Annotated in this window: 15 protein-coding genes; 4 read left to right on the plus strand and 11 right to left on the minus strand. The window is 67.7% G+C overall.

Annotation, left to right across the window (positions count from 1 at the left end; translation table 11 throughout):
- Nucleotides 1-2 precede the first annotated feature (2 nt).
- Entirely contained in the window at nt 3-602 is a 600-nt protein-coding gene (locus ABEA07_RS21630) for a YqgE/AlgH family protein (RefSeq protein ID WP_345540428.1), read from the minus strand.
- Between ABEA07_RS21630 and ABEA07_RS21635 the strand changes: the two genes are divergently transcribed.
- The gene (locus ABEA07_RS21635; RefSeq protein WP_345540429.1) at nt 601-2,115 is read left to right on the plus strand and encodes a cryptochrome/photolyase family protein; all 1,515 of its coding nucleotides are present in this window, start codon (nt 601-603) and stop codon (nt 2,113-2,115) included. The genes ABEA07_RS21630 and ABEA07_RS21635 overlap by 2 nt on opposite strands.
- Nucleotides 2,116-2,187: 72 nt before the next feature.
- Here the strand turns inward: ABEA07_RS21635 and ABEA07_RS21640 are convergent, their stop codons facing one another.
- The 6 genes from ABEA07_RS21640 to ABEA07_RS21665 form a co-directional block, all read right to left on the minus strand.
- Nucleotides 2,188-8,289, minus strand: a complete 6,102-nt coding sequence (locus ABEA07_RS21640) for an Hpt domain-containing protein (protein WP_345540431.1) — start codon at nt 8,287-8,289, stop codon at nt 2,188-2,190.
- Between the two features lie 23 nt (nt 8,290-8,312).
- Nucleotides 8,313-10,664: a methyl-accepting chemotaxis protein gene (locus ABEA07_RS21645; protein ID WP_345540433.1), complete on the minus strand. Its 2,352-nt coding sequence runs from the start codon at nt 10,662-10,664 to the stop codon at nt 8,313-8,315.
- Between the two features lie 40 nt (nt 10,665-10,704).
- On the minus strand, nt 10,705-11,235 hold the full coding sequence (locus tag ABEA07_RS21650; RefSeq protein WP_345540434.1) for a chemotaxis protein CheW: 531 nt from the start codon (nt 11,233-11,235) through the stop codon (nt 10,705-10,707).
- 18 nt (nt 11,236-11,253) lie between these two features.
- A complete protein-coding gene (locus tag ABEA07_RS21655; protein WP_345540436.1) occupies nt 11,254-11,619 on the minus strand; it encodes a response regulator in 366 nt (121 codons plus the stop codon).
- Complete coding sequence (locus tag ABEA07_RS21660; RefSeq protein ID WP_086924244.1) at nt 11,620-12,018, minus strand: response regulator; 399 nt, start codon at nt 12,016-12,018, stop codon at nt 11,620-11,622. It lies immediately after the preceding gene.
- A 77-nt stretch (nt 12,019-12,095) separates the two neighbouring features.
- Nucleotides 12,096-12,266, minus strand: coding sequence for a rubredoxin (locus tag ABEA07_RS21665; protein ID WP_007838397.1), 171 nt, complete (start codon nt 12,264-12,266; stop codon nt 12,096-12,098).
- Between the two features lie 110 nt (nt 12,267-12,376).
- Here ABEA07_RS21665 and thiD point away from each other — a divergent pair, with 110 nt between their 5' ends.
- The gene (thiD, locus tag ABEA07_RS21670) at nt 12,377-13,342 is read left to right on the plus strand and encodes a bifunctional hydroxymethylpyrimidine kinase/phosphomethylpyrimidine kinase (protein WP_345540439.1); all 966 of its coding nucleotides are present in this window, start codon (nt 12,377-12,379) and stop codon (nt 13,340-13,342) included.
- A 14-nt stretch (nt 13,343-13,356) separates the two neighbouring features.
- Nucleotides 13,357-14,655 carry a glutamate-1-semialdehyde 2,1-aminomutase gene (gene hemL / locus ABEA07_RS21675; RefSeq protein WP_345540440.1) on the plus strand — a complete coding sequence of 433 codons (1,299 nt, stop codon included), beginning with the start codon at nt 13,357-13,359 and terminating at the stop codon, nt 14,653-14,655.
- Nucleotides 14,656-14,802: 147 nt separating this feature from the next.
- On the opposite strand, the gene purH is transcribed toward hemL, so the two are convergent.
- From purH to dusB, 3 genes are all read right to left on the minus strand, one after another.
- On the minus strand, nt 14,803-16,380 hold the full coding sequence (purH, locus tag ABEA07_RS21680; RefSeq protein ID WP_345540441.1) for a bifunctional phosphoribosylaminoimidazolecarboxamide formyltransferase/IMP cyclohydrolase: 1,578 nt from the start codon (nt 16,378-16,380) through the stop codon (nt 14,803-14,805).
- Nucleotides 16,381-16,513: 133 nt separating this feature from the next.
- Complete coding sequence (locus ABEA07_RS21685) at nt 16,514-16,750, minus strand: Fis family transcriptional regulator (protein ID WP_286539439.1); 237 nt, start codon at nt 16,748-16,750, stop codon at nt 16,514-16,516.
- Nucleotides 16,751-16,780: 30 nt separating this feature from the next.
- Nucleotides 16,781-17,839: a tRNA dihydrouridine synthase DusB gene (gene dusB / locus ABEA07_RS21690; protein ID WP_345540444.1), complete on the minus strand. Its 1,059-nt coding sequence runs from the start codon at nt 17,837-17,839 to the stop codon at nt 16,781-16,783.
- A 173-nt stretch (nt 17,840-18,012) separates the two neighbouring features.
- Here dusB and ABEA07_RS21695 point away from each other — a divergent pair, with 173 nt between their 5' ends.
- Nucleotides 18,013-18,483, plus strand: coding sequence for a YqaA family protein (locus ABEA07_RS21695; protein WP_345540445.1), 471 nt, complete (start codon nt 18,013-18,015; stop codon nt 18,481-18,483).
- A 58-nt stretch (nt 18,484-18,541) separates the two neighbouring features.
- On the opposite strand, the gene ychF is transcribed toward ABEA07_RS21695, so the two are convergent.
- The gene (gene ychF / locus ABEA07_RS21700; protein WP_345540447.1) at nt 18,542-19,633 is read right to left on the minus strand and encodes a redox-regulated ATPase YchF; all 1,092 of its coding nucleotides are present in this window, start codon (nt 19,631-19,633) and stop codon (nt 18,542-18,544) included.
- Nucleotides 19,634-19,719 lie beyond the last annotated feature (86 nt).

Below are 19,719 nucleotides of genomic sequence, written 5' to 3' on the forward strand. Positions count from 1 at the left end.
CCTCATGCATGCCCGGCCTCAGGCGACAGGGTCCAGGCCTGCAGGCCCAGCAGCGACAGCGCCTTGTCGTAGCGCTGCTCGATGGGGGTGTCGAAGATCACGGCAGGGTCTGCGCCCACGGTGAGCCAGCTGTTCTCGGCCAGCTCGGATTCGAGCTGGCCCTCGCCCCAGGCGGCATAGCCCAGCGAGACCAGCACCTTGCGCGGGCCGGCGCCGGTGGCCAGGGCCTCCAGCACGTCCTTGGAGGTGGTCATCTCGAGGCCGCCGGGGATGGTCATGGTCGAGGCATAGACCGACTCGTTGGGCTTCTCGCCTTCGCCGAACACCGGCTCGTGGAGGACGAAGCCGCGCTCGGTCTGGACGGGGCCGCCCTGGAAAACCGGCGCGCTTCCGAGTTCGGGACGCGCGAGGCGCAGTTCGATCTTTTCGAACAGCACGCCGAGGTTGATGTCGCTGGGCTTGTTGATCACCAGCCCGAGCGCGCCGCGCTCGCTGTGCTCGCAGAGGTAGACCACGCTGCGGCTGAATGCCTTGTCCGTCAGCCCCGGCATCGCAATCAGGAAATGATGCGTGAGGTTCATCGGGGCAGAATCGGAAGCCATGCCGCCGATTTTACTGGCCGTCGACAAGACCTACCCCAAGGGCCTGATGTGGTTCCGCCGCGATCTGCGGGTGGACGACAATGCAGCGCTCTACCACGCCCTGCGCGCCTGCCGACAGGTGGTGTGCGTCTTCGTCTTCGACCGGGCGATCCTCGACGAACTGCCGCGAACGGACCGGCGCGTGGAATTCATCCGCGAGTCGCTGGTCGAGCTCCAGGCCGAGCTGCGCGCCCTGGGCGGTGGCCTGATCCTGCGGCACGCAGTGGCGCAGGATGAAATCGCCCCGCTCGCCCGCGCCTTGGAAGTGCAAGCCGTGTTCGCCAATCGGGACGACGAGCCCCAGGCGCTGGCGCGCGATGCGCAGGTGCTCGGTGCGCTGGCCAACGGCGGCATCAGCTTCCACACCTACAAGGACCACAGCATCTTCGACCGCGAGGAGCTGCTGACGAAGACCGGACAGCCCTACACCGTCTACAGCGCCTACCGCCGCGCCTGGCTCGCCAAGGTGGACTCCTTCTACCTGAAGGCCTACCCGGTCCGCAGCCATGCCGATGCCCTGGCGCCGCCTCCTGCCGATCACGTTTCTCCGGTGCCGGCGCTGGCCGACATCGGCTTCGAGAAGAGCAACCTGGCCGAACTGGAGATCCCGACCGGCAGCCAGGGCGGCAGCGCCCTCTTCGAGGATTTCTTCCAGCGCATCGACCGCTACGAGCAGACACGCAACTACCCTGCCGTGCGCGGGCCCAGCTATCTCGGGGTGCATCTGCGCTTCGGCACGGTCTCGGTGCGGCAGGTGGCAGGGGTCGCCCACCAGCTTGCGCTGCAGGGCGACGAAGGTGCTTCCACCTGGCTGAGTGAACTGATCTGGCGCGACTTCTTCTTCCAGGTCCTGGCTCACCACCCACAGGTCGCAGAGGGGAAGAGCTACCGGCCCGAGTACGACCGCATCCAATGGCACCATGGCAAGCATGCCGACATGCTCTTCGAGGCCTGGTGCGCAGGACGCACCGGCTACCCGCTGGTGGATGCGGCGATGGCCCAGATCAACCAGAGCGGCTACATGCACAACCGCCTGCGCATGGTGGTGGCCAGCTTTCTCTGCAAGGACCTGGGGCTGGATTGGCGGCGCGGCGAGCGCTACTTCGCGCAGCATCTCAACGACTTCGAGCTATCGTCGAACAACGGCAACTGGCAGTGGGCGAGTTCCAGCGGCTGCGACGCGCAGCCCTTCTTCCGGATCTTCAATCCGGTCACGCAGAGCGAGCGTTTCGACCCGGAGGGAAAGTTCATTCGCCGCTACCTGCCGCAGCTTTCCAGGCTGTCGAACACGAGCATCCATGCACCCTGGACGGCAACGCCGGTGGAGCTGGAGGCAGCAGGCTTGCGGCTGGGCGACAACTATCCCGCACCCATCGTCGACCACGCCGAGGCGCGGGAGCACACCCTGCACCGTTATGCGGTCGTGCGTGAGCCGGCGCGCGAGCCGGTGCGGGGGAAGAAGCGCCGGGCGTGACGCCTCGCCCGGCCGACCCGAAGGGGCTTCGGCCGCGGCGAAGGCGCTGGGATGCGATGCGCCCGCAGGCCCTCAGGCGGCCAGGGCCTGCGGGGCCTCGGCGCCGGCGTAGTGCCGCACCAGGCGCAGCAGCTCGTCCTCGGAATAGGGCTTGCCGAGGTAATGATTGACGCCCAGCGCGCGCGCATGGTCGTGGTGCTTTTCGGCGATGCGCGAGGTGATCATGATGATCGGCAGGGCCGCCAGTGCAGCGTCGGCGCGGATGTTGCGCGCCAGGTCGAAGCCGTCCATGCGCGGCATCTCGATGTCGGACAGCACCACGGCCGGACGCTCCTGTTGCAACCGCTCCAGCGCCTGCAGGCCGTCGGCCGCCAGCGCGACCCGGTAACCCTCGCGCTGCAGCAGGCGCTGGGTGACCCGGCGCACGGTGATCGAATCGTCGACCACCAGGACCAAGGGCACCTGCGGCGGCGCCTGCACGGGCGGCGTGTCGCTGCCGCGCGCGGCGACCGTCGCCTCCACGGTGCCGGACTGCAGTCGGCGCGCTTCCTCGCCGTGCACAGCCGCCAGCGCGACCGGGTTGTAGATCAGCGCCACCGCGCCGGACGCCAGCACCGAGATGCCCGCCATGCCCGGCAGCCGCGACAGCTGCGGCCCGAGGTTCTTGACCACGACTTCCTGGTTGCCGAGCACTTCGTCCACATGCAGGGCCACGCGCTGGGCTGCGCTTCGCACGATCACGACCGTGTTGGTCTTGCTCGCACCGCTTTGACTGCGCGCCGACGACTGCAGCAGCGCACCGGCCCAGAAGAAGGGGACCTGCTCACCGCCGAAGGAATAGCGCTCGTTCCGGTAGGCCGCCTCGAGTTCCGACGCGCTGGCACGCTGCACCAGTTCCACCAAGTTGGAGGGAACGCCCACGGAGGCCCCCCCGGCACGCAGCATGACCACGTGCGTGACGGCGGTGGTCAGCGGGAGCACGAGCTTGAACTCGGCGCCCTCGCCAGGCTTGCTCCGCGTCTCGATGCGGCCACCGAGGGCGGCCACTTGCGCGCGCACGACGTCCATGCCGATCCCGCGGCCTGCAAGCTCCGAGACCTGCTCTGCCGTGGAGAAGCCGGGCGTGAAGATCAGGTCCGCGGCCTCGGCCTCGCTCAATTGCTGATCGGCGGCGATCAGGCCGAGCGAACGCGCCCGCTCGACGATGCGCGCATGGTTGAGTCCGGCGCCGTCGTCGCGGAAGCCGACCGAGACGTCGTTGCCCTCGTGGTGCAGTTCGATCGCGATCAGGCCGGTGGCGTCCTTGCCGGCTTTCTCGCGCGCCTGCACGTCCTCGATACCGTGCGCCACGCAGTTGCGCAGCAGGTGCTCGAAGGCGGGCGTCATGCGGTCCAGCACGCCGCGGTCCATTTCGATGGTGCCGCCGACGATGTCCAGGCGGACCTGCTTGCCGGTGTCCTTGGAGGCCTGGCGCACGACACGGTAGAGGCGCTCGGAAATGCCCTCGAACTCCACCATGCGCGTGCGCAGCAGGCCGCGCTGGAGTTCGCGTGTCTGGCGCGCCTGGGCGCTCAGGTCGTCCTCGGTGGCCTGCACGGTCTTCTGCAGCGTGCGCTGTACCGTCGCCACGTCGTTGACGGACTCCGCCATCATGCGGGTGAGTTCCTGCACGCGGGTGAAGCGGTCGAATTCGAGCGGATCGAAGGACTGCGCCGAATCCTTGGCCTGGGCCAGGCGCGACTGCATCTGGCTCTCGGCCTGCACTTCGATGTCGCGCAACTGCTGGCGCAGGCGGTCCAGGTTGCCGGTGAGGTCGTGCAGCGAGCTGCGCAGCTGGCTGAGCTCGGCCTCCAGCCGCGAGCGCGTGATCATGACCTCGCCCGCCTGGGCCACCAGGCGATCGAGGAGGTGGGTGCGGATACGCACCGCCTGACTGGCGATCGGACGCAGGGGTGTGAGCGCAGAGGGAGACGGCAGCGCAACGACGGGGCGCGGCGGCGTCTCACCGTCCGTGAGAGAGGTGGAAGCGTCCCCGGCGCCCGCCGTTGCCTGGACAACGGGTGCTTCTTCGGCGAGCGACTCCGCACCAGCCTCCGATGCAGGCGCGGAGACGGGCGCGGGCACAGGCGCAGAGACAGGTGCCGGGACGGGAGCAGGAGCGACCGCACGCTGTGCCAGCTCGGCCTGCAACGCATCGTCGGCCACACGCAGTGCGTCGAAGCTGGCCTGCAGCGCATCGAAGCGCGTCAGAAGGTGGTCGACAGCGGCCCGGTCCGCACCCGGCGTGGCGATCGCTTCGATCTCGGATTCCATGCGGTGCGCACGCTCGCCCAGACGCATGGCGCCGGCCAGGCGGGCACTGCCCTTGAGGGTGTGCAGGGTGCGCAGGGCGGAGGCACGCGGCGCCGGGTCATCCAGGCGCTGCGACCACGCGCGCAGCGCGGCGCTGAGCTGGGGCAGCAGTTCGGCGGCCTCTTCCTCGAAGACCGGGAACAGGTCGACATCGACGGCATCGGCCACGTCGACCGCGTCGTCGCTCTCGTCCAGGGCGACGTCGGCGCCACCGAAGCGCGGTGGCGGCGCCGCGGCTGCCTCGCCCACCGCCTCGGCGGGCATCGGCGATTCCGCAACTTCGCGCAGCGCCTGCAGCGTCGCGAAGGAGGGTTCCTTGAGGAAGCCGGCCGCGAACTGGTGCAGCAGGCGCCGCACCTCCTCGGCCGCGGCCACCAGCACCGCGCCCTGCGCCGGCGTGCCACGGCCCTGCATGTACAAGTGCTGCAGCGCGGCCTCGAAGGAACGGGCCATGTCCGACAAGCCCTGGAAACCGATCGTCGCAGAGCTGCCGGCCAGCGAGTGGGCCAGGTTGATGGCCGATTCCGGCACGCGCTGGTGCGACTCGAGCGCCCATTCGCCGACTTCGTGGGCGAGCTGCCGCGACCATTCGTCGGCTTCGACCAGGTAGACGTTGTAGAGCGCGATGCCGATCCGCAGCGAGCCGATCACCTTGACCTGGTCGTCGGCGCCGGGCGCGGCTGGGCGCTCGACAGGTGCTGCGGCGAAGGGCTCCGGGGAGGCCTCGGCGGACGCGGGAACAGGCTCGGAACCCGGTTCGGCAAACGCCTGCGCCGGTGTGAACTCCGCGACCCGCCCGGCAGGCATGGCGAGCTCGTCCTCGGGCGGCGGCGCCTGCTGGGCGGGCGGCTCCCCGGCGACGGCCTGGGGTTCTGGCGTTGGCGCCGATACCGGCTCCTGTGCCGGCTCCAGGCGCAGCTCCAACGACAGCTCGGGCAGTGCGTCGGCGATCTCGGGCTCGTCCTGCGACTCGGCTCTCAGCAAGGGCGAGGGCAGCGCGTCGAGATCGGGCTCCGCGGTCGGCAGGGCGAGCGGAGCTTCGATCGACACGTGGGCCGTCTCGAGGAAGTCCACCTCCTCCAGTTCGGCGGGCAGGACCGGCTCTTCCACCTGCGGGCTGGGTCGGCCCTCGAAATCGAGGAAATCGGTGATGGCGAATTCGTCGTCGCCGGCGGCAGGCTCGGCCACCGCAGGGGCCTGGAGCGGCTCCTCCGGCGGGGTTGCCGTGGACGCTGCCGCTTCCGGCAAATCGAAGGAAAGAGGCCCCAGTTCGAGGTCGGGCAGGTCCGGCAGCGGCAAGGGCTGGGGCTCGGGCACCGCCACAGCTTCGGGTTCGGCCACGGCCTCGGCCATGGTTTCCTCGGCCGCGATGTGGCGCGCCGCCGCCACCAGCGCATCGGCATCGGCTACAGGCGCCGGCGGCGCGATCGGCTCGCCGGTACGCAGCGCTTCCGCCACGGCGCGGAAAGGCGCGGACTGCCAACCGTGCGGCTCGTTGCCGGCGATGGCTTCGACCCACTTGGCGAAATCGGTGAGCGCGCGGCGCGTGCCGGCCAGCAGTTCCGGCGTCGCGGGGCGCTGGTCGGCCAGCCAGGTGTTGAGTACCTGCTCGAAGGACCAGGCCGCCTCGCCGAAGTCCATCAGCCCCACCATGCGCGAGCTGCCCTTGAGCGTGTGAAAGGCGCGGCGTAGCACGGTCAGCTCGCCGTTGTCGTCCGGGCGCGCACCCAGCACCGAGACGGCCGCCAGGCCGTTGTGCAGCACTTCGCGGGCTTCGTCCAGGAAGATGTTCTGGAGGTCGTCTTCCTCCAGTTCGCGCACCTCGGTGTCCGGCAGCGCCTCCAGCGGGGCGGGGCCGGTGATCTTGGCAGTCCAGCTCGCGGTCGGACGGCTGACTTCCTCGATGGGCGGCGGCGGGGCCTTGCGCGCGGGCGTCGCGAGCGCGGCGAGCTTGGCCGCGATCTGGGCATCGACCTCCTCGACGCTGAGCACCGTCTCGGTGACAGAGACCGGCCCCGAGGCTACGGCAAAGGAAGCCGAGGGAACCGCCGCGTCGGGGGCAGCCGCGTCGGCGGCCTGGCGGCCCATCAAGGGCTTGAGCTCACCGGCCTCGGCGTCGAACACGAACAGTCGCTTGGCCAACGCCGGCTGGTAGCTCAGCATGTCGATCAGGAAGCCCAGCGCGCCCAGGTTGTTGCCGAGCGCATCGAAGTCCTTCACGTCGGTGGCAGACGGGGCTTCGGCGATCAGGCGATCGACGTTGTCCCGCATGCGCTGCACCGTCTGCGCGGCCTGGTCGAGGCCGAGTACGGAGAAGACGCCCTTCATCTGCAGCAGTTGCGTGGGGACCGCGCGCAGCAGGGGCTTCTCGGCGGGCCGGCGGAAGAACTGGTCGAGCGACTTCTCGAGTTCGCTCAGATGGCTGCGCAACTCGCCGACCACGGTGCCCATGGTCTGGCGGTCGCTCACGCGGCGGTAGAGCTCCTCCATCCAGGGTTCCAGCGGCTCCGAGCGGCCGCCGTCGCGCGCGCGTTCGATGCGGCCGGCCAACTGGACGGTGCGGGCGGTCAACTGCCGATCATGGGGATCGAGGTCATCGAACGCGGCTTCAAGGTAGAGGATGGAGGTCGCGACTTCCATCGCCAGCTCGGTGCCCGGCGAACGGCCCGAGCGTACCGAGGCATCGACGGCGTTGTTCAGCGCCTGCGCCATCGGCAGGCTGGGCGGATGCAGCTTCTGCAGCGATTCGCCGAGTTGGGCGAAGGTGTCGGCCACCTGGCGCGTGCGCGAGACATCGCCACCCGACAGGGCCGACCACATCTCCTTGGCAGTCTCGATGCGCTTGCGCGCCTGCGCGAGCACTTGCGGGTCGAAGCGCCCGAATTGCTCGATCGTGTAGTCGACCTTCTGCTCGTTGGTCACGCCCCAGGCCGCCCGCACTGCGCGCAGGGTGGCGGCCTCGTCGCGCGGGCCGGGCACGGCTTGCGCACAGAAAAACAGGAGGTCCTGGCCCAGCCGGTCGGAGACGGTGTTGTCACCGCGCGCCAGCGTGGCGTACTGAAGCAGCACCCGCGAGGCGGCCCGCTTGACGTGCGCATCGGCGGGGATCAGCGCCAGCGCCAGCGCCTCGAAGAAGCCAGCCGCGAGCGTCCAGAAGCTGGCCACGCGCGGGACCGAAGCGCCCCGACCGAGGCTCAGGCACAGGGCCTGCAAGCGCCGCGCGGCATGATCGTCGCCGTTCTTGACGATCTTGAGCACCTCGCGGTCGAGCTTGGAGCGCACCGCCGGGTCGTAGACCATTGCGGTCTGGGTGGGCGAGGGCTTGATCTCGGCCCAGCGCCAGTTCACGTCCCAGAGATCGGCCGGATGAACACGCTCGTTGCCCACCAGTTCGAGGACGTCGCGGTATTGCGGGAAGAGCGCCACCGGGGACACGGTCTTGCCCGCCAGCAAGGCGTTGAGGAAGTCGGTGACTGCGAACCCCGCCCGGTCGATCTTGTGCGCGGCCGCATCGGTGCAACGCGCCGGCTCGGCGACGAAGCTCTGCACGGCGAACTCCATCGCACCCAGCACCAGCGCAGGCGCCGAATGGCCCACCATCTGCAGCGCACCCACCGCCTGGTGCAGTTGCTGCCGGGCTAGGCGCAGAGGCGCGGTATCGGTTTCGCCGCCGCCGGACTCGCGCGCGAAACGCTTGAGTGTCTTGCTCGCGTTGTCGAATGACTTCTGGATTTCACCGAGCACCCAGGCCAGCGGCCCGAGATCTTCATGCGCAGTCGCGTGACCGGCTCGGGGGGCGGCGGCAGGGCTTTGGGTCGACACGGCGGGTGCAGTCCGTCAGGGGTTCAGGCGATCTTGAAACGCGCCACCGATTGGCGCAGTTCCTCGGCCATGTGCGAGAGCTCGCGAACCTGCTGGGCGGTGGTGCGCGTGCCTTCGCCGGTCTGTTCCGTCACCGCGAAGATGTGCTGGATGTTCGCAGCCACCACGTTGGCGGAATCGGCTTCGCGCGAGGCGGACTGCGAGATCTGCTCGATCAGCTCGGCGAGGCGGCGCGAGACGCGGTCGATCTCGGACAGCGCCGTACCGGCGTTGTCGGAGAGCTTGGCCCCCTCGACCACGCCCTGGGTGGAACGCTCCATGGCGCCGACTGCATCCTGCGTGTCAGTCTGAATGGCCTTCACCAGCGCCGAGATCTGGCGCGTGGCGTCCGCGGAGCGTTCGGCCAGCCGCTGCACTTCTTCCGCCACGACCGAGAAGCCTCGGCCGGCTTCACCCGCGGAGGCCGCCTGGATGGCGGCGTTCAGCGCCAGGACGTTGGTCTGCTCCGTGATGTCCGAGATCAGCTCCGTGATTTCGCCGATCTCCTGGGACGATTCGCCGAGGCGCTTGATCCGCTTGGAGGTTTCCTGGATCTGGTCGCGAATCGCGTTCATGCCGCCGATCGCGTTCTGCACCGCCTGCAGGCCCGAAGACGCCGCCTGCAGCGACTGGCGGGCGACCATGGCGGACTCCTGCGCCTGCGAGGACACACCGTTGATTCGCTCGGCCATCGTCAGCACCGATTGGCCGGTTTCGCGGATCTCGCGCAGCTGCTCGGTCGAGGCCGCCAGCAGCTCGGTCGAGGTGCTTTCCACCTGCGAGGTGGTCTGCGCGACCCGCGTCGCCGTGTTCTGGACGTTGCCCACCAGCAGGCGCAGTTCTTCCACGGTGTAGTTCACCGAGTCGGCGATGGCGCCCGTGATGTCTTCCGTCACGGTGGCTTCCTGGGTGAGGTCGCCTTCCGCCACCGTCTGCAGTTCGTTCATCAGTCGCAAGATGGCGGCCTGGTTGGCGGCATTGACACGGCTCGCGTCCTCGCTGGCGCGCTCGGCGGCCAGCCGCTCGCGCTCGGCGGCCAAGGCACGCTCGCGGCCTTCACGCACCTGCACGAAGCCGATGGCACCGGCCAGCGCCAAGGCAGCCAGCGACAGCACGAAGAGCATCACGACCGTGCCGGCGCCAAGGCCGGTGCGGGCGGACAGCTTTTCCTGCAGGTCGCCGAGCGCGGTCCGAAGCGGCTCGCTATCGGCCAGGATCGCGGCCTGCGCCTCGCGCGCGGCCACCAGGCCCTGCAAGTTGCCCAGGATGGCGCCGGCCTGCGTGCGGGTCTGCTCGTAGGTCTTGAGGATGGCTTCGAGCTGCTGGCGGGTCTGCGCGTCGCGTGTGCCCGGCAGACGCTGCTGGGCGTTGCCCTCGAGCAGGCCGCGCGTGACTTCCTGGAAGGTGTTCAGGTCCTTGCCCAAGAGGAACACAGCATCGGGGCTCACGCCTTCGACGGTAAGGAATTCGTTGGCGGACTTGCCGATGCGCTGCGTCAGCATCACCAGCTGGCCGGCGGCCGAGATCTCGGGCAGCGAGGCGTTCTGCTGCATCTTGAGCGAGGCCACGGTCTCGGTCATTTCGAGCAGGTCCGAGGACTGGCGGTTGATGTCGCGCAGCGCTGTGCCGACCTGGGTCAGGATCTTCTGCTGCGCCAGCACGGCCTTGGCGCTCTTGTCGGCGCGCTCGACCAGCGGCGTGATCTTGGCGAGTTCGGCCTCGTACTGGTTGCCGACACGTTCCAGCTTGAGAGCGTCGTCGCCGTTGGCCAGGCCCTGCACGCGGCGCGTGAGGTCGTCGGACGCTTCCCTGACTTCCGTGAAGGCGGGCACGTGGCCCACCAGGGCCTGCGACACCGACTTGGCCAGTCGCTGCGATTGCATCAGCGATTGGCCGGTGGCTGCCACCTGCTGTGCCAGGCGTTCGGCGCGCAGGATGGCGGAGCCGGCCACCAGCAGCAGCAGCAGCACCACCACGCCCAGCAAGATGGCCAGCACACGCTGCTGGCGCGCCGGACTGGAGCGCAGCGAACCGCCCCCCGCCGCTGGCGCCGCCGGCGCGGCGCCAGGCGCCTCGGAAAGCACGGGATCATTGTCGGCGGCGACGGAAGGGGTCACGACCGGAGCCTGATCGTTCGCGGCGTCCATTGCAAGCACCACGGATTCGGGCGGACGGTCGGAAGGCGCATCGCGCCGGATGCGCACCGTCTTCTCTTCGTCGGGCTGCACGGTTTCGGCGCCATCCAGCGACAGGGTCGACCCGCTGTCCACGCGCCCCGCGCCGGCGTCACCACCCACGGGCAGGAATTTCTTGAACTTGTCGGCGATCGAGCTCACGGTCGGTCCTTCAGGTAGTGTTCGTTGCCCGGCATTACGCTCAGGCCCCGATGCTCAAAAATTGCGGCTGCTGAGAGAGCGCCTGCAGGTTGATCTCCTGCCAGCGCGCGCCGGCGGCATCCGTGTAGGCATGCCCTCGCCAGGCGGGTGCGCCGTCCTCCGGCGCCTGCGATGCGGTGAAAGCCTCCACGCCACGCAGGCCGACCAGCCGGTCGATCAGCAGGGCGCAGTTGACTTCCAGCATTTCGTTGAGCGCCACCAGACGCGACTGCGCCCGCGCAGCGTCGCTGGTCGGCGGCGCCGTCTGGCCCGTCGCGAAAGTGGAGAGCTGCACGATGCCGTACACGCCGCCACGCAGGTTGGCGACGCCGAGGAACCACGGCTGCACATAAGGCACCGGCTGCGGCGGGGTCCAGGGGAATATTTCGCCGGCATGGCCAAGTGGAAACAGGTACTTCGCCTCGCCCGCCTCCACGGCGAGCCAGGAAGCGGACACGCCCGAGGTGCGCGCCGCTTGCAGGCGACTGGCAAGCCGGGACTGGAAAGCGCGCAGAGCGTCGCGGTTGGCCATGTAGAAGGAGCGAAACGATCAGGCCAGCGCACTGATCTTGGCGATCAGCTCGGCAGGATTGACCGGCTTGACGATGTAGTCGCGGGCGCCTTGCCGCATGCCCCAGAGCCGGTCCGTTTCCTGGTTCTTGCTGGTGCACATGATGATCGGTACCGACGCGTACTGCGGATTGCGTGCGATCGCGCGCGTGAGCTGGAAGCCGTTCTGGCCCGGCATCACGACGTCCATGAGGATCAGGTCGGGCTGCTCCTCCTCGAGGCGCCGCATGGCGTCGTCGGCGTTCTCGGCCGTTTTCACCGAAAAGCCGTTTTTCTGGAGCAGATCGGTCAGGAAAAGCAACTCCGTCTTGGAGTCATCAACCACGAGAACTTTGCGTATAGCCATTTACTGCACTTCCTGCGAAACGGTGCCGAACTGCTGCACTGCCTGCAGCAGCTGGTCTTTGGTGAAAGGCTTGGTGAGATAGTCCTGGGAGCCGACCATGCGGCCGCGCGCCTTGTCGAACACGCCGTCCTTCGAGGACAGCATAACCACGGGGACCTTGGAGAAGTGGGCGTTGCGCTTGATGATGGCGCAGGTCTGGTAGCCGTCGAGTCGCGGCATCAGGATGTCACAGAAGATCAGATGCGGCTTGTGGTCGTTGACCTTGGACAGCGCGTCGAAGCCGTCCTCGGCAAGCAGCACTTCATGCCCTCCCTGCTTGAGAAAGATCTCGGCGCTGCGCCGAATGGTGTTGCTGTCATCGATGACGAGCACTTTGTAACCGGATCCATTCGAGCTCATTCGCGCCGCTCCTTTATGACACTCTAAGACCGAAGCGCCCCGACCGGGGCGCCAGAAGCACGGCCCTGTGCCATGCTTCAGATTTCAACCATCTCGAAGTCTTCCTTGCGTGCTCCGCATTCGGGGCAGGTCCAATTCATCGGAACATCCGCCCACGCCGTGCCGGCCGCAATACCATCTTCAGGCACGCCCACCGCTTCGTCGTAGATCCACCCGCAAATCAGGCACATCCAGGTTTTCGTGTTCATCGCAGCTTAAAGTCCCTGTTCATCAAATGCAACGATCGTATCTAAACGTATCTGCGAAACGCGTGAGAAGCGTCTCAGATACGCCACCAACGGACGGGCCTTGCGCGCGCATGACAACTTACTTATTACCACCGGAGCAAGACCACAAAGTGAGCGATCTTAACGACCCGACCACCGAGGAAGACAGCGCAGACCAAAGTGCCAATCCACCCTGCGTGCTGGTCTTCAACGCAAGCGATCCCAGCGGTGCGGGCGGCCTGGCCTGCGATGCGGTCGCCATGGCCTCGGTCGGGGCACACATGCTGCCCGTGGTGACCGGCGCCTATGCACGCGACACCGCCGAGATCTTCGATCACTTTCCCTTCGATGAGGACGCCGTCGCCGAACAGGCGCGCACCATCCTGGAAGACGTGGAGGTGCAGTTGATCAAGGTGGGCTTCGTCGGAACGCCGGAGAACCTCAGCACCGTGGCCGAGACGGCGACCGACTACCCCGACGTCCCCGTGGTCGCCTACATGCCCAACCTCTCGTGGTGGGAAGACACCCAGATCGAGGCGTACCTCGATGCCTTCCGCGACCTGGTGCTGCCGCAGACGACGGTGCTGGTGGGCAACCACAGTACGCTGTGGCGCTGGCTGCTGCCCGACTGGGCCGGCGAGCGTCCACCCGGCCCGCGCGACATCGCCCGCGCCGCCAGCGAGTTCGGCGTGCCCTACACGCTCGTGACCGGCATGGTGTCGCCGGACCAGTTCATCGACAACGTGCTGGCGTCTCCGCAGACGGTGCTCGCCAGCGAGAAGTACGAGCGGCTCGATGCCGTCTTCGCAGGCGCCGGCGACACGCTCTCGGGCGCCCTGGCCGCGCTGCTGGCCAGCGGCAGCGACCTGGCTGCCGCCACCACCGAGGCGCTGAGCTACATGGACCGCTGCCTCGACGCGGGCTTCCGTCCCGGCATGGGGCATGTGCTGCCCGATCGCCTGTTCTGGGCGCAACCGGAAGAAGAAGACGAAGCCGTGTCGGAAGGCGAGTCCCCCACGATCGACCTCGCCCTGCCCCCTCACGACACCCGCCATTGACTGCGCTTTTCACCATGTCAGACCACAACGCCAACGACATCCTCTTCGAGCGCGCCCGTGCCGTGATCCCCGGCGGCGTCAACTCGCCCGTGCGGGCCTTTCGCGCCGTGGGCGGCACACCGCGTTTCGTGCAACGCGCCCAGGGCGCCTACTTCTGGGACGCGGCCGGCCAGCGCTACATCGACTACATCGGCTCCTGGGGGCCCATGATCCTGGGCCACGGCCACCCCGCCGTGGTCGAGGCGGTGCAGCGCGCCGTGACCGACGGCTTCTCTTTCGGCGCACCCACCGAGCGCGAGATCGAACTCGCGGAAGCCATCCTCGCACTGCTGCCTTCGATGGAGATGGTGCGCCTGGTGAGTTCGGGCACCGAGGCCGCGATGAGTGCGCTGCGCCTCGCGCGCGGCGCCACGGACCGCAAGTACATCATCAAGTTCGAGGGCTGCTACCACGGGCACGCCGATGCGCTGCTGGTGAAGGCCGGCTCCGGCCTCGCCACCTTCGGCAACCCGACCTCGGCCGGCGTGCCGCCCGAGGTGGTGCAGCACACGCTGGTGCTCGAGTACAACAACATCGCGCAATTGGAAGAAGCCTTCACGCTGCACGGCCACGAGATCGCGGGCCTGATGATCGAGGCCATCGCCGGCAACATGAACTTCGTGCGCGCGGGCAGCGACTTCGCCAAGCGCTGCCGCGAGCTGTGCACGCAACACGGCGCGCTGCTGATCTTCGACGAGGTCATGACCGGCTTCCGCGTCGGCTTGCACGGTGCGCAGGGCGTGCTGGGCATCCGGCCCGACCTCACGGTCCTGGGCAAGGTGATCGGCGGCGGCATGCCGCTGGCGGCGTTCGGCGGGCCGCGCGCCATCATGGAGCAACTCGCGCCGCTGGGTCCGGTCTACCAGGCGGGCACGCTGTCGGGCAATCCGGTGGCCACGGCCTGCGGACTCGCGACGCTGAAGGAGATCGCCAAGCCCGGCTTCTACGAAGCGCTGTCGCAGAAAACACGGTCGCTGGTCGAGGGACTGAAGGCCGCGGCGGCCGCCGAAGGGCAACCCTTCAGTGCCGACAGCGAAGGCGGCATGTTCGGCTTCTTCCTCTTGAACGAATTGCCGCAGAACTATGCCGAGGTGATGACGACCGACAGCGCCCGCTTCAACATGCTGTTCCACGGCCTGCTCGAGCGCGGCGTGTACATCGCACCCGCGCTGTACGAAGCCGGCTTCGTCAGCGCCGCCCACAGCGACGAAGACATCGCGGCCACCATCGAAGCGGCCCGCCAGATCTTCAGCAAGGCCGCGCCACCAAAATGAGTTCCCTGCGCCTTGGAATCCGGAAGAGGGCCGCGTAGCCGGCCCCTTCGGGAGCACCCGCGGAACCGGCCTTGCCGGCCCGCCGGGCGCGCCCCCGGTGAGGGGGTTGGCGAACCTCGCGCAGCGAGGGTAGCCTGGGGGAGAGCTTCAATGCCGGAAATGGCGAACGCCGGAAAACACCATCGCCACGCCGCGCTCATCTGCCGCGTCGATCACCTCCTGATCGCGCATCGAGCCGCCCGGCTGGATCACGCAGGTGGCACCGGCATCCACCACCACATCCAGGCCATCGCGGAAGGGGAAGAAGGCATCGCTCGCCACTGCCGTGCCCTGCAGCGACAGGCCGGCGTGCTCGGCCTTGATGCTGGCGATGCGGGCCGAGTCGAGGCGACTCATCTGGCCGGCGCCGACGCCCATGGTCATGCCGTCGGCGCAGAACACGATCGCATTGCTCTTGACGTACTTTGCGACCTTCCAGGCGAACAGCAGGTCCTGCAGTTGCTGCGCCGTCGGCTGCTTCTTGCTCACCACCTTCAGCTCTTCGATGGAAAGCTCGCGGTTGTCGGCCGTCTGCATCAACAGACCGGACCCGATGCGCTTGACGTCCACCAGGTTGCGCCCCTGCTCCCAGGCCGTCTTCCCGCCGGGCGGCAATGCGATCTCCAGGATGCGCACGTTGACCTTGCTCTTGAAGACTTCCAGCGCATCCGGCGCATAGCCGGGCGCCATCAACACTTCCACGAACTGCTTGGAGACGGCCTCGGCGGCGGTGCGATCGAGCGGCCGGTTGAAGGCGATGATGCCGCCGAAGGCCGAGGTCGGATCGGTCTTGAAGGCCTTGGCATAGGCTTCGTGCGCATCCTTGCCGATGGCAACGCCGCATGGGTTGGCATGCTTGACGATCACGCAGGCCGGCGTGTCGAAGCTCTTCACGCATTCCCAGGCCGCGTCTGCATCGGCGATGTTGTTGTAGCTGAGCTCCTTGCCCTGCAGTTGCTTCGCGCTGACCAGCGAGCCCGGGGCCGGATAGAGGTCGCGGTAGAAGGCGGCCTGTTGGTGCGGGTTCTCGCCGTAGCGCAGGTCCTGCAGCTTGATGAAGCGCCCATTGCTCTGCGCGGGGAACAGGGCTCGGGTGCCGTCCTCCTGCAGGGCTGAGAGGTAGTCGCTGATCGCACCGTCGTACTGGCTGATGCGGTTGAAGGCGGCCACCGAGAGGGCGAACCTGGTCTTCTGGCTCAGCTTGCCGTCGGCCTGGAGCTCGGCCAGCGCCTGCGGGTACTGCGAGGCATCGGTGAGCACGCCGACGTCCTTCCAGTTCTTGGCGGCGCTGCGGACCATTGCGGGCCCGCCGATGTCGATGTTCTCGATCGCGTCTTCCAGGGTGCACCCGGGCTTGGCCACGGTGGCCTCGAAGGGGTAGAGGTTGACCACCAGGAGGTCGATGGTGTCGATGCCGTGCTGCGCGAGCGCCGCCATGTGCGCCGGCACGTCGCGCCGCGCCAGGAGGCCGCCGTGCACCTTGGGATGCAGAGTCTTGACCCGGCCATCCAGCATCTCGGGAAAACCGGTGAGTTCGGCCACCTCGGTCACGGGCAGGCCGGCATCGGCGAGGAGCTTGGCGGTGCCGCCGGTGGACAGCAGGCGGATGCCCAGGCCGTGCAGCGCTTGGGCGAATTCGAGGATGCCGGTCTTGTCGGAGACGGAGATGAGTGCGTTGAGTGCCATGTTGGCCTTGGGGTCAGTTTGAAATCCAGGAACACCGCGGTGCCCGGTCTGCCGGGCCGCGGGTGTTGCCCCTTGGTGAGGGGTCGGCTGCGCGACACGCGTGCGCGAAGCGGGGGGGCGAGAGCCGCTGCTTCTATTTCAGGAGTTTGTGCTCGACCAGTTTCTTGCGCAGCGTGTTGCGGTTGAGGCCCAGCCATTGGGCCGCTCTCGACTGGTTGCCTTCGGCCCGCGTCATGACGACGTCGAGCAAGGGCTTCTCCACCACGCGCACCAGCATGTCGTACATGCCGTCGGGCTCCGTGCCCCGCAGATCGCGGAAGTAGCTGTCCAGACTGCTTCGCACGCAGTCTTCGATATGTTTCTTGCTCATGGCCCTCTTCTCTTCTTTTCTTGGTCTTCCTCAGGCGAGCGCATCGGCCTGCTCGTCGCTCGGCGTCTCGGCGCCGCTGCCGGCATGCGCGGGGATGCGGTCCATCCGCGCTGCCAGGCCATCGAAAAATTCAGCGACAGCGCGCCACTGCGCGTCGCATTCCTCGATGGCGTTCATGCTGTCGCGGAAAGCATCGCCGCCCGGCAGCGCGCGCACATACCAGCCGATGTGCTTGCGCGCGCTGCGCACGCCGCTGTACTCGCCGTAAAGCGCATAGTGCTGCTGCAGGTGATCGAGCAGCAGGCGCCGCACCTCGGCCACGAGCGGCGGCGCCAGATGGGTGCCGGTCGTGAAGTAGTGCGCGATCTCGCGAAAAATCCAGGGGCGGCCCTGCGCAGCGCGACCCACCATCAGGGCGTCGGCGCCAGTGCGCGCGAGCACCTGCCTTGCTTTCTCGGGCGAATCGATGTCGCCGTTGGCCACCACCGGCACGCGCACCGCCGACTTGACCGCGGCAATGGTGTCGTACTCTGCCTCGCCCTTGTAGCCTTGCTCCCGCGTGCGGCCATGCACCGTAAGCATGCGCACACCTGCGTCCTCGAATCGCCGCGCCAGCGCGACGGCGTTGCGATGGTCCGCGCTCCAGCCGGTGCGCATCTTGAGCGTGACCGGCACGCCATGCGGCGTTGCAGCACGAACCACGGCCTCGACGATCTCCAGGGCCAGGGGCTCGTCGCGCATCAGTGCCGAGCCGGCCCACTTGTTGCAGACCTTCTTGGCGGGACAGCCCATGTTGATGTCGATGACCTGGGCGCCGCGATCGATGTTGTACTGCGCGGCCTCGGCCATCATGGCGGCATCGGTGCCCGCAATCTGCACTGCGATGGGGCCCGGCTCGCCTTCGTGGTTGGCACGGCGCGATGTCTTCAGCGAGTTCCACAGTTCCTTGCGCGAAGTCACCATCTCGCTCACGGCATAGCCGGCGCCGAGTTCGCGGCACAGCATGCGGAAGGGCCGGTCGGTGACGCCCGCCATGGGCGCGACGAACAGGCGGTTCTCCAGCACGATGTTGCCGATCTGCAGGGTCATGGAGAGAAAAGTGGCGAGCGCGCCGGGGGTGCTGCTGAAAAATGAGGCACGATTGTAGCGGCGCCTCGACGCCGCCGCTGCAACGATTTGCACTTTACGCGACAGCCGGCCACGGACGGATCGCGTATACGCCAAGCCCGAATAACAGCGCGACTTTCTATACTGCGGCGCACATGCAAGCCTGGCTCGACTCCCTCCTCGCGCTCATCGCGCTCCCGCAGTACGGGCTCAGCACGCTGTTCATCGTCGCATTCATTTCCGCCACCCTGCTGCCGGTCGGCTCGGAGCCGGCGCTCTTCGGCCTGCTCAAGCTCAATCCGGAATTGTTCTGGCCGGCCGTGATGGTGGCGACCGCCGGCAACACGCTGGGCGGCATCGTCGACTGGTGGATGGGCTACGCCGCGCACCAGGTGGCGGACAAGTACTCTCATTCCAAGCACCACATGCGCGTGCTGGCCTGGCTGGAGCGGCTGGGCCCCAAGGCCTGCCTGCTGGCCTGGCTGCCGGTCGTGGGCGATCCGCTGTGCGCCGTCGCCGGCTGGCTGCGGCTGTCCTTCTGGCCTTGCGTGATCTACATGGCGATCGGCAAGTTCGCGCGCTACATCACGATGACAGTCGCGCTGCTGTACATCTGGCCGAACTGAGAGAGGCCGCGACCCGTGGCGACCGTGAGGTTGCTCAAAAGGCAGACGGCTGTGATGTTCAGGCGCTGAACAGAAAGTTCATCACGTCTCCATCCTTCACCACATAGTCCTTTCCTTCCGCCCGCATTTTCCCGGCGTCCTTCGCGCCCTGCTCGCCCTTGTAGGCGATGTAGTCGGCGAATGAAATCGTCTGCGCGCGGATGTAGCCCTTCTCGAAATCGGTGTGGATGACGCCGGCCGCCTGCGGGCCGGTGTCGCCGATGTGGATGGTCCAGGCCCGCACCTCCTTCACGCCGGCGGTGAAGTAGGTCTGCAGGCCCAGCAGCGAATAGGCGGCGCGGATCAGGCGGTTGAGGCCCGGCTCCTCCTGGCCGATCTCGGCGAGGAACATCTTCTTGTCTTCTTCGTCCATGTCGGCCAGCTCCGACTCGATCTTGGCGCTGATGGCCACCACCGGCGCGTCCTGCGCGGCCGCGTAGTCGCGCAGGCGATCGAGGAAGGGGTTGTTCTCGAAACCGTCCTCGGACACGTTGCCGACGAACATGGCCGGTTTGGCGGTGATCAGCGAGAACTGCTTCATCAGCGGCTTGTCCTCCTTGCTGAACTCGATCGTGCGCACCGGTTTGTTGTCGTTGAGTGCGGCCTGGCACCGCTCCAGCAGGGCCACCAGCTTGATCGCCTCCTTGTCGCCGGAGCGCGCGGTCTTGGTGTGGCGCGCGAGCGCCTTTTCGACGGTGGCGAGGTCGGCCAGGCACAGCTCGGTCTGGATCACCTCGATGTCGGAGATCGGGTCGACCTTGCCGGCCACGTGCACCACGTTGTCGTCCTCGAAGCAGCGCACCACGTTCACGATGGCGTCGGTCTCGCGGATGTGCGCGAGGAACTGGTTGCCCAGGCCCTCGCCCTTGCTGGCACCGGCCACCAGGCCGGCGATGTCGACGAACTCCACGATGGCCGGCACGACGCGCTCCGGCTTGACGATGTCGGCCAGTTGGGCCAGGCGGGGATCGGGCACCTCGACCACGCCGACGTTGGGCTCGATGGTGCAGAAGGGGTAGTTCTCGGCGGCGATGCCTGCCTTGGTCAGGGCGTTGAAAAGAGTGGACTTGCCGACGTTGGGCAGGCCGACGATGCCGCACTGGAGACTCATGGCGGGGCTTTCTCAGGATGCTTGGGAAGCCGGCGATTTTAGGCGCTGGCTCACCGCGCTCCCGGGGCCGCCCGCAGTGCCACTGC

It is taken from the genome of Variovorax defluvii (assembly GCF_039541515.1).
In the GTDB taxonomy this organism is placed as follows: Bacteria; Pseudomonadota; Gammaproteobacteria; order Burkholderiales; family Burkholderiaceae_C; genus Variovorax; species Variovorax defluvii.